Source organism: Tessaracoccus aquimaris (assembly GCF_001997345.1).
GTDB lineage: Bacteria > Actinomycetota > Actinomycetes > Propionibacteriales > Propionibacteriaceae > Arachnia > Arachnia aquimaris.
Genome location: NZ_CP019606.1, coordinates 2,757,224 through 2,772,373 on the forward strand (window position 1 = coordinate 2,757,224; position 15,150 = coordinate 2,772,373).

The window sequence follows — 15,150 nt, forward strand, 5'->3', positions numbered from 1 at the left end:
CTAACCGGAGCAACCCCCTCCACCGACCAGGGGTCGCAGCCGCATTGCGCGAACTCGCACGCGGTTACAGTGATCGCCATGAATCCCGTCGGCCCGACCTCCGACAGGCCGCGGCAGGGCTCCCTCAGTGACGACGACATCGTCGACTTCGTCTCCCCGACCCAAGCGGCAGATGCCGCCAGCAGCAGCGACGCCCCGACGCTGAGCGCAGGCCCCCGGTTCGTCCGAGTCCCGGCCTCACGCACGACCGCCTTGGCATTCGTGGTCGAACAGGTGCTGATCGCCCTGATCGGAGGCTCTCTCCTGACGGGCCTGGCCGGGTTGGGCGTGATGCTCGCGCTCGACGAGGACGCGATCGTGCTGCCCGCGTCCTGGGCCCAACTCGACTCCTTCGCGCGCAAACTGCTGCCCTTCGCCCTGCTCTCCGGGATGGCCCTGCCGCTCCCGTGGATGCTCGCGCGCGTCGCGCGAGGCTTGCTGACCGCCGGAGATGTCCGACGGTTCTGCGCGACCCCCGGCGGCGCCGTCCCGATCGAGGAGCAGCGAAAGAGCCGGGAGTCCGTCCGCGACATCCTCACCACGACGGGTTACGTGACCGCCGTAACGGGCGGGGTGCTGCTCGTCTGCTGCCTCGGCGTCACCCTGACGGCCCTCGGCGACGAGGACATGCTCGGCATCGGGCTCGTGGCGTCCGCGATTTCGGGGGTTCTTCTGTACGTGGGCGTGCGACTCGTGCGTCATCCCATCCCGATCGGGAACCCCGAGGACAACGTGCCGGGCGGTGACCTGTCCACCATCACTCGCGCCGAGGAGGCGACCGAACGGACCATCGAGGCACAGCTCGCCGCGCGCGTCTCGGAGCCGCCCAAGACACTCCCTGGGCGCTGGCCGTGGCTCGACGCCTCGGCACGCCTGGCGTGGCGGCTCGGTGGGGTCGCCACCGCCCTGGCACTCGTGATCCTGATGGGCGCCACCCTCCTCCGCAAGCCCTGTCAGGGGTGCGACGAGCGTTACTTCGGCCAGGAGGTCGAGTCCCTGTTGGGGGCGGGCCTCCTCGTCGCCTCGATCTGCACGATCGCCGCGGTTGTGCTGCTCACGCTTGCCCCACTGGGCGACGTGGTCTCGCAGCTCGGCACCGAGCGACTCGTGCGTCGGCAGGCCGACCTTCCCGGCGTTGGTGCGCTGCGGCCATCCGACAGCGCCGCCGAGCAACTGCTGCGGCTCCCCTCGCCCCTGAAGAGCCTCGGCATCATCCTCGGCATGTGGGCCGCCGCGTTCGGTTGGTTCTGGCTCTCGGCCTCGCTCGAGGCCGCCGAGGGACACCCTCCGTTCGCCGGCGGTGGCTGGATGTGGGCGCTGTTGGTGTGCCTTGGGCTTCTGACGGCGTCCGCGGTCATCCTGCGCGTGGCGCTGCGCGAGTCCGAGGCGACCGCCCACGTCGTGCGGGCCACCTGGCCCGTCGTCGACCCTCCGCCTCCGGATCCCACGACGGCCACGGACGACCCGGCCACAAGCACGGGCGCGACGACCCCGGGCGACGCGATGACCACGGACGACGTGCCTGACTCCGGTCCGCCGGCGTCCCGCTAGGATCGCGGCCGTGTCTCCTCGGACTCCCAACGTAGGCGCTTCCACGCCGCCGCGAAGGGCTCGACGACAGGCCGCAGCGGAGGGGCACTCCACGTCTCCCGTCATCACCTTCGCGCCCCCGCAGCCCGACGCCGACGAGGCGCGCCCCCAGCCAGCGCCAAGGCGGTCGGCCGACCGCGACCTGATGCTGCGCGAGGGACCCCGCTTCGTCCGCGTCCCCGCCTCGAGGACGACCGCGGTCCTCACGGTCGCAGAACACATCGTGCTGACCCTCATCGCGGGCTCGGTGGCGACCGGGGTGGCGGCGCTCGCCATGGGATTCGCGCTCGATGAGCGCCTCATCGTGCTGCCATCAAGCTGGGGCCAGCTCGACTGGTTCGCCCGCAAGCTGATCCCCTTCCCGATGTTCGGCGCGATGGCACTCGCCCCGGTCTACGGTCTGCTGCTGATCCTCCGCGGCGTCTCAACAGACGCCGACGTCCGCCGCTTCTGCGCGACCCCGGGTGACGCGATGCCCCTGGCCGCGCAGCGCGGCGAGTGGGAGAAGGTCCGACAGCGCCTCGAGCACGCCGGGTGGTCGACCCTCCTCTTCGGCGGGATCATGCTCCTGATCGGGCTCATCCTGCTGACCAAGGACACCCCGGGAACGCGGCACTACTCGCTCTGGATGATGGGCATCTCCGCCGCCATCGCGCTTGTCGGCCTGCTTGCTGTGCGGTTCCTGCCCAAGACGAAGGGCACCGAGCTCTACGTGCCCGGCGGCGACTTCTCCGTCCTGACCGCCGCCGAGAAGCAGACCGCGCGCGTCATCAAGGCACAACTGGCCGCGCGGAGCGAGGACCCACCCGAGACGCTGCCCGGGCGCTGGCCGCGGATCGACGCCCTGTCCAACCGGCTGATGATGGCCGGGCTCTGGGCGGTCGGCGTGGCGTTCGTGTCGCTGCTGGGCGCCGTCCTGCTCCGGCAGCCGTGCCGGTTCTGCGAGCCCCGCTTCTACGCCAGCCCCATCGAGGCCGCGCTGGCCGTGGTCTTCGGGATCGTCACCGTCGCGACGGTGGCGGCCGTTGTCCTGCTGACGGTCGGGCCGATGCTCGCGCTGGTCTCCAGCCTCGGCACTGCGCGACTGGTCCGCGAGCAGTCCGTGCTCCCCGGCATCGGGGAACTGCGCCCGAGCGACGAGGCGCTGCACCAACTCCTGCATCAGCCGTCGGCGCTACGCGGCCTCGGCACCGTGATCGGGATGTGGGGCTGCGCCTTCCTGTGGTTCTGGCTCTCCGCGGTCGTCGAGGCGGCCTACGGGCACGTGCCGTTCTCGGAGCACTCCTGGTGGTGGGCGCTCGCGGTGGCGGTCGTGCTGCTGATCGCCTCCGGCGCCGTCCTGACCCGGGCGCGACGCCAGAGCGAGGTGACCGGGGCGGCGGTGCGCGCCGCCTGGCCCATCGTCGACCCTCCGAGGACGATCCTCACAGCTTGGGTAGCAGGCCGAAGAAGGCGACCTCGTCGTCGCTCATCATCCGGGACCTGATCAGGAACCTGTTGCCCGTCGGCGCCTCAACACTGAAGCCGGCGCCACGCCCAGGCACGACGTCGATCGTCAGGTGCGTGTACTTCCAGTAGTCGTACTGGGACTCCGACATGTAGACCTCGATGGGCTCGAGGCCGTCGATCCGCAGCGCGTCGAGCAGCACGTCGGAGGGCCCCGTCAGGAACATCCCGACGGGGTAACACATCGGCGAACTGCCGTCGCAGCAGCCGCCTGATTGGTGGAACATCAGGGGTCCGTGCTGTGCCGTGAGGTCCTTCAGCAGGGACGCGGCCGCCTCGGTGACGTCGACACGGGTTGGTTCGCTCATGGGATTCCTTCGACGAAATGCGAGGGCGAGGGGCGAGGCCCCCGCCCTCAGGTGGGGCTCGGCGTGGGAACGTGCCGAGCCGGTCTGTCAGAAGAAGCCCATGGCTCCCTCGGCGTAGGAGACGAGCAGGTTCTTGGTCTGCTGGTAGTGCTCCATCATCTTGAGGTGGTTCTCGCGGCCGATGCCCGACTGCTTGTAGCCACCGAAGGCGGCGTGCGCCGGGTACTGGTGGTAGGTGTTGGTCCAGACACGGCCCGCCTCGATGGCCCGGCCCGCGCGGTAGGCGATGTCACCGGTGCGGCTCCACACGCCCGCCCCGAGCCCGTACAGGGTGTCGTTGGCGATCGAGATGGCATCGTCGAAGTCGGTGAAGCTCGTCACGGCGAGCACCGGCCCGAAGATCTCCTCCTGGAAGATGCGCATGTCGTTGGTTCCCTCGAACACCGTCGGGGCGATGTAGTAGCCGCCGCTCAGGTCTCCGCCCAGGTCGACGCGTTCGCCGCCGGTGAGGAGCTTGGCCCCCGCCTGCTTGCCGATGTCGATATAGGACAGGATCTTCTCGAGCTGGTCGTTGGAGGCCTGCGCGCCGATCATCGTGTTGAGATCGAGCGGGTTGCCCTGGATGATCTTGCCGACGCGCTCCAGGCCGTCGCCGAGGAACTGCTCGTAGATCGAGCGCTGGATGAGCGCGCGCGAGGGGCAGGTGCATACCTCGCCCTGGTTGAGCGCGAACAGCGTGAACCCCTCGAGCGCCTTGTCGTAGTACGCGTCGCCCGACTTGGCCGCGACGTCCTCGAAGAACACGTTGGGCGACTTGCCGCCCAGTTCGAGGGTGACGGGGATCAGGTTCTGCGAGGCGTACTGCATGATGAGGCGCCCGGTGGTCGTCTCACCCGTGAATGCCACCTTGCGGATCCGCTTATTCTGGGCCAGCGGCGCGCCGGCCTCAATGCCGAAGCCGTTGACGATGTTGACGACGCCCGCGGGGAGCAGGTCGCCGATGATGTCGAACAGGAACAGGATCGACGCGGGGGTCTGCTCGGCGGGCTTGAGCACCACACAGTTGCCTGCTGCGAGCGCAGGGGCGAGCTTCCACACGGCCATCAGCAGCGGGAAGTTCCAGGGGATGATCTGGCCGACGACACCGAGCGGCTCGTGGAAGTGGTAGGCGACGGTGTTCTCGTCGAGTTGGCTGAGGCTGCCCTCCTGGGCGCGCAGCACGCCCGCGAAGTAGCGGAAGTGGTCGATGGCGAGCGGGATGTCTGCCGCGAGGGTCTCGCGGACCGGCTTGCCGTTCTCCCACGTCTCGGCGACGGCGATCGCCTCGAGGTTCTCCTCCATCCGGTCGGCGATGCGATTGAGCACCAGCGCCCGCTCGGCGGGTGAGGTCTTCTTCCAGTCGGCGAAGGCCTTCCAGGCGACGTCGACGGCGCGGTCGATGTCTTCGGAGGTGCCGCGGCCAACCTCGGTGAACGGCTTACCGGTGATGGGGGTGATGTTCTCGAAGTACTCGCCCTTGATCGGGTCGACGAACTCGCCGCCGATGTAGTGACCGTAACGAGGCTTGTACTGTGCCTTGGCGCCCGGCTGACCCGGCGCGGCGTAGGTGCTGGATGCGGTTACTGCTTCCTCGGTCAACGTCATATCGGGGTGTCTCCTTTGACTTGTGCGTCGCGCTCCCGGTGGGACCCGACCAAGGCGTCCCCGGCGACGATGTGGCAACGCTAGTGAGCAGAAGGTTGCACCTAGGTTGCGTCGAGCCTCTCGACGCGGGCCAGCACGCCGGCCCGCTTGGGCGACTTGGCGGGCAACTGTTCGAGGATCAGCATCAGGAGGTCTCGGTCGTCGGCCCCCGCCTGGGTGTCGGCGAAGGCGAGCAGCACCTCGGGGCTCGCCTCTGCCATCAGCGCCTCGCGCAGGGTCGCCCGGACGGTGTCGCGGAACTCGGTGACCCCTGGCGCCTCCGATTCGGGAAGCACGTCGCCGCGGTAGGCCGCGAGTGCGACCCGGTGCGCCCCCCTGTCGAGCAGGCCGAGCACGCCGTGCGCGTCGGTGGTCATGGTGCCGACCAATCGGTAGGGGCGGGAGGCGAGGTCGATGTCGGAGGTCGCGCGGCGCAGCGCCTTGCGGAGCCGGACGATCTCGGGGCGCAGCGTCGCTGGGTCGCCGCCCTCGCCGTAGACAAGTTCGGCGAGGCGCTCCGCGGAGAGGCCCGCGGGGTTCAGGCGCAGCAGGAGCAGGATCTCGGCGTGGCGGCGCCCGAACTCGATGACGGAGGCGCCGTCGTCGCCCTGCAGTTCGAGCGCGGCGCGCTGCCTGCCGAGCACCTGGAGGGTCGCTTGGTTCACCCGGCGCCTGCGCGGCGGCCGGTGCTGCGCCGTCGCCTCCCGGGCACGCAGCCGCGAGATCAGCAGTTCGGACTCGACGGCGCGGGCGGTCGCGTCGACCAGCAGTTGAGCCTGCGGTGTGATCGCCTGGGTGCCGCCGGTGATGTCGATGACCCCGATGACGCGCCGGGTCTCCGGGTCCCGGACGGGGGCCGCGGTGCAGGACCAGGGCGCGACGCGCAGGTTGAAGTGTTCGGCGCCGTGGATCTGGACGGAGCGGCCAAGTTCGATCGCGGTGCCGGGCGCGGAGGTGCCGACGGCGCCCTCGGACCAGTTGGCGCCGGGGATGAATCCCATGTCACCGGTGCGGTTGCGGATCTCGCTGTCTCCCTCGATCCACAGGAGCCGCCCGGCCGCGTCGCCCACAGCGACGACGATGCCCGAGTCGCGCGAGCCGCCCGGCAGGAGCAGGCCGCAGATCAGGTCGAGCGTGGAGGCGAGCGGATGCCCCCTGAGGTACTCGTCGAGTTCGTCGCCGGTCAGGTCGATGGGGGGAAGTCCCTCGGCGCGCACGCTGCCCGCCATCGAGCGGCGCCACGAGTCGCGGATCAGGGACCGGATGTCGTCGAGCGGCCCCGCGTCCGGGTCGTCGGTGAGGAGAGATGCCCGGGCGCGCTCGACCTGGCGACGCGTCTGGGCCGCGTCACGATCCTCTGACCAGGGCGACGACAAGAGGGCTCCGTTCCGGGTTGGAGCTGAGAGATTCAGTCTAAGTCGACGGGGCCGCATTACAAGGGCTTGTCAGCGACCACCGCTGGGTGAGCCATGAGGGACGCGCAGCGGACCTCATCGGTCGAAGCCTCTCGACGATCCACGCAGACCCAGACACCACCCCGATGCCTCAACGGAGGCTGGAAACAGACCCCGCGGACCTCACCAGGTTTCGACCGATGTCGACCGCTCCGCGATCGACATGGCTCAACCAACGACCGCTGGGTGAGCCATGAGGGCCGCGCAGCGGACCTCATCGGTCGAAGCCTCTCGACGATCCACACAGACCCAGACACCACCCCGACGCCCGACAGCAGTCCCCGTGCACCTCACGAGGTTTCGACCGATGTCGACCGCTCCGCGCTCGACATGGCTCAACCAGCGGGCGACCCTCCGCGCCCGACATGGCTCAACCAACGACCGCTGGGCGAGCCATGAGGGACGCGCAGCGGACCTCATCGGTCGAAGCCTCTCGACGATCCACGCAGACCCAGGCACCACCCCGACGCCTCGACGGAAGAAAGGAACAGACCCCGCCAAACGTCACCAGGTTTCGACCGATGTCGACCGCTCCGCGCTCGACATGGCTCAACCAACGGACCGCTGGGTGAGCCATGAGGGACGCGCAGCGGACCTCATCGGTCGAAGCCTCTCGACGATCCACGCAGACCCAGGCACCACCCCGACGCCTCGACGGAGGCTGGGAGAAGACTCAGCGAACCTCACCAGGTTTCGACCCCGAAGGCAGTCCCCCGTGAACGTCACCAGGTTTCGACCGATGTCGACCGCTCCGCGCTCGACATGGCTCAACCAGCGGGCAACCCTCCGCACTCGACATGGCTCAACCAACGACCGCTGGGCGAGCCATGAGGGACGCGCAGCGGACCTCATCGGTCGAAGCCTCCGGACGATGCGCACAGACCCTCCACCGCGCCGACTTCCCAGCCGACGCCCGACAGCAGTCCCCGTGAACGTCACCAGGCTTCGACCCCCGAAGGCAGTCCCCGTGAACGTCACCAGGTTTCGACCCCCGAAGGCAGTCCCCCGTGAACGTCACCAGGTTTCGACCGATGTCGACCGCTCCGCGCTCGACATGGCTCAACCAGCGGGCAACCCTCCGCGCTCGACATGGCTCAACCAACACCGCGCTCGACATGGCTCAACCACCACCAAGCGTTACCGAATAGTTACACGTGTAATTGACGCGCGTAACCACCGTCGCGTACTCTGGATGCATGGCCACATCGGCGTCGCAGTCCCCGAGCAGACCCGCCACCAGCGCGGATGTCGCGAAGCGTGCCGGCGTCTCGCGCGCCACCGTCAGTTACATCCTCAACGACAAGCCCGGGCACAGCTTCACCCCCGAGACCCGGGCCGCCGTGCTGCAGGCCGCGCACGACCTGGCCTATCAGCCCAACGTCGCGGCGCGCTCGCTCGTCGGAGGAGCTGGCCCGATCGTCATGGTGATGTCGCACCTCCCCCACAACGAGATGACCACCGCAGCCGTGGCGACCATGTCGACGGCGTTCGCCATGCGGGGAGTACTCACGACCGTGCTGCAGGTCTCCGGCGACCTCGACTCGACCGTCGAGGCCATCACCGCCCTCAACCCGCGGGCCGCGATCCTGGCCTTCCCCCCGCAGGCGAACTGGGCGACCGGCTCCGCCAGGCGGGCCTCCAGGTGATCGGGTTCACGCAGGAGGACGGCGAGTTCTCCATGAGCCGCATCCAGGTGGCCACCCTCGCCGACCGCGGTCACGCGCGGCTCGCCTTCGCAGACGTCGTCGACTCCGGCAGTTTCGGCGTCCTGCCACGCAGGGCCGAGTTCACCGATGCCTGCACCGAAAGGGGCCTGGACGGCTCGGTCGCCGCCGAGTTCGCCCGCGACGGCGTGGGCGCCGCCGACATCATCGCCGGGTGGCACCGCGACGGGGTCACGGCCGTGTGCGCCTACAACGACGAGATCGCGCTCGCGGTGCTGTTCGGCATCCGCGAGGCGGGCCTCTCCTGCCCCCGCGACATCGCGGTGATCGGCTGCGACAACATCCCAGCCGCGGCGGTGGCCTACCCTCCCCTGACGACCGTCGGCTTCGACGTCGACGGCGGCTCCTCCTGGATCGCTTCCGCGGTGCTGCACCGTCTCGGCCTCGCAGACGAACCTGAACCCCCGGCGGGGGCCCTGTTCGGCATCGTCGAGCGCGCCTCCGCCTGACCAACCCTTCCCCGACCGCCACGAACGAGCCAACGTCGGCTCGACCGGAAAGGAACCCCATGCCATCTCAGCCGGGCGAAGCACGCCCAGAATCGACCCCCTCGACCTCAACGTCCTTCCGCACGGTCGAAGACACAACCATCCCGGAGAGGATCACGGCATGACAGGCACGCTCAACCACCGGTCGCTCATCGACCAACTCACCCTCGAGGAGAAGGCGGCGCTCACCTCCGGCGCCAACTTCTGGAACACCGAGTCGATAGACCGGCTCGGCATCCCGTCCATGATGCTCACCGACGGGCCGCACGGGGTCCGCAAGCAGGGAGGAAAGGCCGACCATCTGGGGCTGAACAAGTCGATCCCCGCGACCTGCTTCCCCACGGCCGCGACGCTGGCCAACAGTTGGGACGTTGACCTGCTCGAGGAGGTCGGCGACGCGCTCGGCGCCGAGGCCGCCGCGGAGGACGTCAGCGTGCTGCTCGGCCCCGGTCTCAACATCAAGCGAAACCCGCTCTCAGGCCGCAACTTCGAGTACTTCTCGGAGGATCCGCTGCTGTCGGGCACCCTTGCGGCCGCGTTCATCCGCGGCGTGCAGGGGCGCGGGGTGGCCGCCTGCCCGAAGCATTTCGCGGTGAACTCGCAGGAGACCCACCGGATGAGCGTCGACGAGATCGTCGACACCAGGGCGCTGCACGAGATCTTCCTCGAGGGATTCCGGTTGGCCGTCACGCAGGGCCGCCCGCGCACCATCATGAGCTCGTACAACAGGGTCAACGGCACCTTCGCGCACGAGAACGGCTACCTCCTCACCGAGGTGCTGCGCGACAGGTGGGGCTTCGACGGCATGGTCGTCTCCGATTGGGGCGGCTGTAGCGACCGGGTCGCGTCAATCGAGGCGGGAGGCTCCCTCGAGATGCCATCGGCCGACGGCGTGACCGACCGCGAGGTCGTCGACGCCGTCACCTCCGGTCGCCTGGACGAGGCGACCCTCGACCGCCGCGTCAACGAGGTCCTCACCGTCGTGTTCGGGACCCGGGACGCGGTCGCCACCGACGCCAGCGCCCCACTCGACCAGGACGCCGCGCACGCCAGGGCCGTCGACGCGGCCCGCCGCTCCATCGTGCTGCTCAAGAACGGCGGGGCGCTGCCGCTCGACGGGGAGCGCCTCGCCGTGATCGGCGACTTCGCGGAGACGCCGCGGTACCAGGGCGCAGGCAGTTCGCTCGTCAACCCGACGAGACTCAGCGCCGCGCTCACCGAACTGCGTCGCCGTCGCGACGTCGTCGGCTACGAGCCGGGCTTCGCGCGCCTCGGCGCCGCCTCCCCGAAGCGGCTCGCCCGCGCCGTCAGGCTCGCCGAACGCGCCGACGTGGTCGTGGTGTTCCTCGGCCTCAGCGAGGCCGCGGAGACCGAGGGGCTCGATCGCACGCACCTGCGACTGCCGGAGAACCAACTCGCCCTGATGCGCGAACTGATCGCCCTCGAGCGTCGGATCGTCGTCGTGTTGTCGGGCGGCGCCCCCGTCGAACTGCCGTTCGCAGACGACGTCCACGCGATCGTGCACGGCTACCTGGGCGGCCAGGGCGGCGGGGAGGCGATCGTCGACGTGCTCACCGGCGCCGTCAACCCGTCCGGGAAGCTCGCCGAGAGCTACCCGATCCGCTACGGAGACGTGGCCTCCTCGGCCTCGTATGCCCGCGGCGAGGCCACGGCGGAGCACCGCGACTCGATCTTCATCGGCTATCGCTACTACGACACCCTCGGCAAGCCGGTCCAGTACCCCTTCGGTCACGGCCTCAGCTACACGCGGTTCGACTACTCGGACCTGACCGCCTCCCCCGAGTCCGTCACCGTGACCGTCACCAACACGGGAGCCGTCGCGGGGGCGGAGATCGTGCAGGTCTACGTCGCCGCGGCCGACGGCGGCTTCCGCGCAGCGAAGGAACTGGCCGGCTTCGCCAAGGTCGACCTGGCCCCAGGAGAGTCACACCGGGTGACGATCGCGCTGCGCGAGCACGCCTTCGACTACTTCAACGTCGATCTGGACCGGTTCGTCACCGAGGGTGGCGAACGCGAGGTGCTCGTCGGGGCCTCCTCCCGCGACCTGCGGCTCAGCACGACGGTGAACGTCGACGGCGACGAGGCGGACTTCCCCTACTCGGCCGACGACCTGCCGCGCTACCACTCGGGCGAGGTGAAGGCAGTCACCGCCGAGGAGTTCAGCACCCTGCTCGGCCGACCGCTCCCCGACCCCGACTGGAGAAGGGAAGCCGACCTCGGCTACAACGACATCCTCGCCCAGGGCGCCGACCGCCGCGGCCTCGGCCGCCTGCTCGTCAGGGCCGTCACCCTGACGCGCCGGGTCCTGATGCGGGCAAACAAACCCATCGAGGCCAACTACACCCACTTCGTCCTTGACCTCCCGTTCCGCAACGTCTCGCGGATGTCGGGGGGCCGGGTGAATCCGCCGATGCTCGACGCCCTGCTCGTGGCGATCAACGGCCATCCGGTGAAGGGGCTGCGTCGCCTCATCGCCGCCAACCGCGACCGTCGTCGCACCGACCACAACTGAGGAAAGCACATGGAAACCAGAAAGCAGACCAAGTCCCGGGTCGTCGACGAGGTGGCGGCCGAGAAGGCACGCCGCAAGGAGCGGTCGGCCGAACTGGCCGCGATGACCCCCGAGGACCGAGCCGCCGCCAAGGCGTCCGACAAGGCCGCGGCCAAGGCGTCGGCCAAGCAGCGCAAGGCAGACGTGAAGGCCATGACCGGCGAGGAGAAGAAGCTCGCCAAGCGCCACGACCGGATGTACCGCAAGGTGTGGCACCGGCCGCGGCGCGCGGTCGGCTGGATCGCCGTCCTCCTGGTGGTCGCCCTGCTCGCCTCCTTCGTGACGCCATACGTCCGCGACCTCTCCCGCCTGTTCGACACCCCCATCGACTCATCGACCGCAGCAGGAAAGGCGGCCCGCGAGAACGCGGCGGTGGTTGCCGAACAGATCTCCGACGAGGGCATCGTCCTGCTCAGCAACGACGGGACGCTCCCGCTGCGCGACAAGGGCGTCAACGTGTTCGGCTTCTCGTCGTTCGCGCTTCGCTACGGGGGCGGCGGCTCCGGTGGCGCCGACCAGTCCAGCTCAAAGAACCTCTACCAGGGCCTGACCGACGCGGGCGTCGCCTTCAACGAGACGCTCTACGACTTCATGATCGAGCAGGGCGCCGACCCCGACAAGAAGAGCGACTCCGGCCTGCTGTCCATCCTGCTGCGCATGTTCAGCGCGCCCGAGCCTGACGAGCCCGAGGTGACCTACCTGAGCGACGCGGCCCTCGCGCAGGCAAAGGAGTATTCGGACGTCGCCCTGGTCGTCGTCGGCAACGGCGGCGTGGAGGCCTCTGACTTCACAACGGACCAGTTGCGGATGCCCGCCAACACCAAGGCCCTGCTCGACCGGGTCACGGGCGCCTTCGACAAGGTGATCGTCGTCGTCAACAGCGGCAACACCATGGAACTCGGCTTCCTCGATGAGTACCCGCAGATCGTCTCGTCGCTGTGGATCGGAACCCCCGGCCCGGTGGGCGCCGTCTCCCTCGGGAAGGTCATCGCCGGCGACGTGAACCCGTCCGGTCACCTCACCGACACCTACGCATACGACGTCACCACCGCGCCCGCCGCCGAGAACTTCGGCGACTACAAGTACGACAACATCAAGGGCAGGGCGCTGATCAACTACGAGGAGGGCATCTACGTCGGCTACCGCTACTACGAGACCCGCTACCTCGGCGACGAGCCAGGCTACGCCGACGCGGTCCAGTTCCCGTTCGGGCACGGCCTGAGCTACACCGACTTCGACTGGAAGGCAGGCACCGCGGCCGTCACCGGAGACGAGGTGACGGTGCCCGTCGAGGTCACCAACACCGGAGACGCCGCGGGCAAGGACGTCGTGCAGGTGTACTTCTCCGCTCCCTACACCGAGGGCGGCATCGAGAAGTCCGCCATCGAACTGGCGGGCTTCGCGAAGACCTCCGACCTGGCACCCGGACAGTCCGAGACAGTGACCGTCACGTTCCCCGTCCGCGACATGTCGTCCTACGACATGGGAGATCGCCAGGCCTACGTGCTGGAGGCGGGCGACTACGCCGTCAAGGTCGGCCACGACGTGCACGACGCCGAGACGGTGCTGACGCACACGGTCGCCACGGACGTCGTCTACGACACCGACGAGGTGACGGGCACCAAGCTGGAGAACCGGTTCGGCTACGCCGACGGCGACCTGACGTACCTGTCGCGCTCCGACTGGGCCGGGACCTACCCGGACGGCGCCGACACCGACCTGACCGCCTCCGACGCGCTTCTGGCCGCGATGACGGAGCGTCCCGCGAAGGCCGAGGGCGACCTGCCCATCTTCGGGGCTGACAACGGCATCGCGCTGGGCGACCTCAAGGGCGCCGCCTTCGACGACCCGCGCTGGGAGCAGTTCCTCGACCAGTTCACGCTCGACGAGTTGATGGACGTGTTCGAGCGCGGCGCCTACAAGACGCAGGACATCGAGCGCCTCGGGGTGCCGTCCGCCGTCCTGCTCGACGGCCCGGCCGGGATCAACTTCCTGTTCGGCAAGGTGACCGCCGCGTCCTACCCGACGGAGGCCGTCATCTCGGCGACGTGGAACGAGGACCTGGCACGTCAGATGGGCGACGCCGTCGGCCAGGAGGCCAACGCGTACGGAGTGCACGGCTGGTACGCGCCCGGCATGAACCTGCACCGCACCGCTCAGGGCGGCCGCAACTTCGAGTACTACTCGGAGGATCCGCTGCTGTCGGGTCGGATCGCTGCGGGGATGACGGCGGGCGCTGAGGAGCGCAACGTAATCGTCTTCATCAAGCACTTCGTGGTCAACGACCAGGAGACCAACGCCCGCTCCAGCATCAACGTGTTCCTCAATGAGCAGGCGATGCGCGAGCTGTACCTGCGGCCGTTCGAGATCACGGTGAAGGAGGCGGCGCCGCGCGGCGCGATGTCGAGCTTCTCGCACATCGGCCACAAGTGGGCGGGCGGGAACCCCGAACTGCTGGGCGACGTCCTCCGCGACGAGTGGGGCTTCGAGGGCCTGGTCAGCACCGACGCGGTGCTCGGGGACTTCATGGACCCGACCCTCGCGGTGCGCCACGGCAACGATCTGATGCTCGACATGCTGACCCCGACGGGAAACATCAAGAAGCTGGAGAAGGCGTACCAGGACGATCCGGTCGGGATCGCCAACGGGCTGCGCGACCGGGTGCACACGACGCTGTTCGTGCTCCTGCAGACGGAGCTCGACCTGCCCGAGTGATCGGGGATCGCCTGCCCGAGCGATCGGAGGGACGGCCCGCCTGAGTGCTCGGCGGTCGACCCACCGGAGTGATCGGAGGGACGACCCGCCTGAGTGCTCGGAGGACGACCTACCGGAGTGATCGGAGGACGACCTACCGGAGTGATCGGAGGACGACCTACCTGAGTGATCGGGGGTCGCCTGCCTGAGTGATCCCCGGGGGGAATGAGTGGCGCGGGTCGGAACACGGTTCCGGCCCGCGCCGCCGCGTCTCCTCCCGCCGTCCGGTGGCGGGGTGCGGTGCGGGTATGTCGTTGAGCATGTTTGGTTGCTCTTTGCCGCGCGCGGCCTTGTTGAACGTTCGAATCGCAAACGAGTTACCAAACATGCTCAAACCCTTGCCAGCGACGGTCCCACGCCGCCTCTTCCCGCGGGTCGTCCAGCGCCTCGACCGCCCGGAGCGGGTCAGCCTTGTGCCGTGCGCCACTCGAGATATGCGGCGCCGCGCGGCGACAACTCGTAGCCGACGTCGTGGCTGATCGTCAGGCCCAACGCCTTCAGTTTTCGGATGTCGACCTTCAGCGGCAGCAGGTCGACGCCCCGCTCGGCGGCCAGCACCTTCGACACGACGCGCGGGTTGTCGCGGATCCACATCAGCACGTCCACCGTCCATACGCCGGTGGGGCGCTTGTCGAGACGGTCCAGCCGCCTCACGAGATCGGCCAGGTCGTCGTCTCCAGGGGCCGCCTCGCGAAGGGCCAGCCGTGGATCCTCACCGGCCCACTCGACCTGGATCCGGTAGACGTGCTCGCCGCCCTTTGCCGACCGCTCGCGACGTGGGGCGTCGGGGTCGCGCGGCCGCAGCATCTTCCTCAGCGCGTCGGCGTCCTTGAACCCGGCTACCTTCGCGGCCCGGTCGCTGACCTTGGCGAGGTCGGGCACGCGCGTGACCCTGGTAAACCGGATCAGGCCGGCCGGGGTCAGTTGGGTGCCTCCGGCCTTCACCCGCGGCGCGTCCCAGCGCCGGTACTGCGTCGTGATCCGACCCTCCCGGATGCCGTCGGCCGTCGCCTTGGTGATGAGCACGCGAAC

Annotated in this window: 10 protein-coding genes; 6 read left to right on the top strand and 4 right to left on the bottom strand. The window is 69.1% G+C overall.

What is annotated here, in order from left to right:
• The first annotated feature begins 78 nt into the window (after positions 1-78).
• Complete coding sequence (locus tag BW730_RS12755; RefSeq protein WP_145952854.1) at positions 79-1,590, top strand: hypothetical protein; 1,512 nt, start codon at positions 79-81, stop codon at positions 1,588-1,590.
• Positions 1,591-1,600: 10 nt separating this feature from the next.
• Entirely contained in the window at positions 1,601-3,115 is a 1,515-nt protein-coding gene (locus BW730_RS12760; protein WP_145952855.1) for a hypothetical protein, read from the top strand.
• Here the strand turns inward: BW730_RS12760 and BW730_RS12765 are convergent.
• From BW730_RS12765 to BW730_RS12775, 3 genes are all read right to left on the bottom strand, one after another.
• Positions 3,054-3,443, bottom strand: a complete 390-nt coding sequence (locus tag BW730_RS12765) for a DUF779 domain-containing protein (RefSeq protein WP_077686582.1) — start codon at positions 3,441-3,443, stop codon at positions 3,054-3,056. The genes BW730_RS12760 and BW730_RS12765 overlap by 62 nt on opposite strands.
• 87 nt (positions 3,444-3,530) lie before the next feature.
• A complete protein-coding gene (gene exaC, locus BW730_RS12770; RefSeq protein ID WP_077686583.1) occupies positions 3,531-5,087 on the bottom strand; it encodes an acetaldehyde dehydrogenase ExaC in 1,557 nt (518 codons plus the stop codon).
• A gap of 101 nt (positions 5,088-5,188) precedes the next feature.
• Positions 5,189-6,502 (bottom strand): GAF domain-containing protein, encoded by a 1,314-nt coding sequence (locus tag BW730_RS12775; RefSeq protein WP_077686584.1) that lies wholly within the window; start codon positions 6,500-6,502, stop codon positions 5,189-5,191.
• Positions 6,503-7,776: 1,274 nt separating this feature from the next.
• On the opposite strand from BW730_RS12775, the gene BW730_RS12780 reads away from it, so the two are divergent.
• From BW730_RS12780 to BW730_RS12795, 4 genes are all read left to right on the top strand, one after another.
• Positions 7,777-8,226: a LacI family DNA-binding transcriptional regulator gene (locus BW730_RS12780; RefSeq protein ID WP_077686585.1), complete on the top strand. Its 450-nt coding sequence runs from the start codon at positions 7,777-7,779 to the stop codon at positions 8,224-8,226.
• Positions 8,223-8,753 (top strand): substrate-binding domain-containing protein, encoded by a 531-nt coding sequence (locus tag BW730_RS12785; protein WP_077686586.1) that lies wholly within the window; start codon positions 8,223-8,225, stop codon positions 8,751-8,753. Before BW730_RS12780 ends, BW730_RS12785 begins: the two co-directional genes overlap by 4 nt.
• Before the next feature lie 160 nt (positions 8,754-8,913).
• Positions 8,914-11,325, top strand: coding sequence for a glycoside hydrolase family 3 C-terminal domain-containing protein (locus tag BW730_RS12790; RefSeq protein WP_077686587.1), 2,412 nt, complete (start codon positions 8,914-8,916; stop codon positions 11,323-11,325).
• A gap of 9 nt (positions 11,326-11,334) precedes the next feature.
• Positions 11,335-14,079, top strand: a complete 2,745-nt coding sequence (locus BW730_RS12795; RefSeq protein WP_077686588.1) for a beta-glucosidase — start codon at positions 11,335-11,337, stop codon at positions 14,077-14,079.
• Between the two features lie 444 nt (positions 14,080-14,523).
• On the opposite strand, the gene BW730_RS12800 is transcribed toward BW730_RS12795, so the two are convergent.
• The gene (locus tag BW730_RS12800) at positions 14,524-15,144 is read right to left on the bottom strand and encodes a hypothetical protein (protein ID WP_077686589.1); all 621 of its coding nucleotides are present in this window, start codon (positions 15,142-15,144) and stop codon (positions 14,524-14,526) included.
• Positions 15,145-15,150 lie beyond the last annotated feature (6 nt).

Coding starts and splice junctions, on each gene's coding strand:
- BW730_RS12765 (WP_077686582.1), bottom strand. CDS start 3,443: ATGAGCGAACCAACCCGTGTCGACGTCACCGAGGCGGCCGCGTCCCTG.
- exaC (WP_077686583.1), bottom strand. CDS start 5,087: ATGACGTTGACCGAGGAAGCAGTAACCGCATCCAGCACCTACGCCGCG.
- BW730_RS12795 (WP_077686588.1), top strand. CDS start 11,335: ATGGAAACCAGAAAGCAGACCAAGTCCCGGGTCGTCGACGAGGTGGCG.
- BW730_RS12780 (WP_077686585.1), top strand. CDS start 7,777: ATGGCCACATCGGCGTCGCAGTCCCCGAGCAGACCCGCCACCAGCGCG.
- BW730_RS12755 (WP_145952854.1), top strand. CDS start 79: ATGAATCCCGTCGGCCCGACCTCCGACAGGCCGCGGCAGGGCTCCCTC.
- BW730_RS12790 (WP_077686587.1), top strand. CDS start 8,914: ATGACAGGCACGCTCAACCACCGGTCGCTCATCGACCAACTCACCCTC.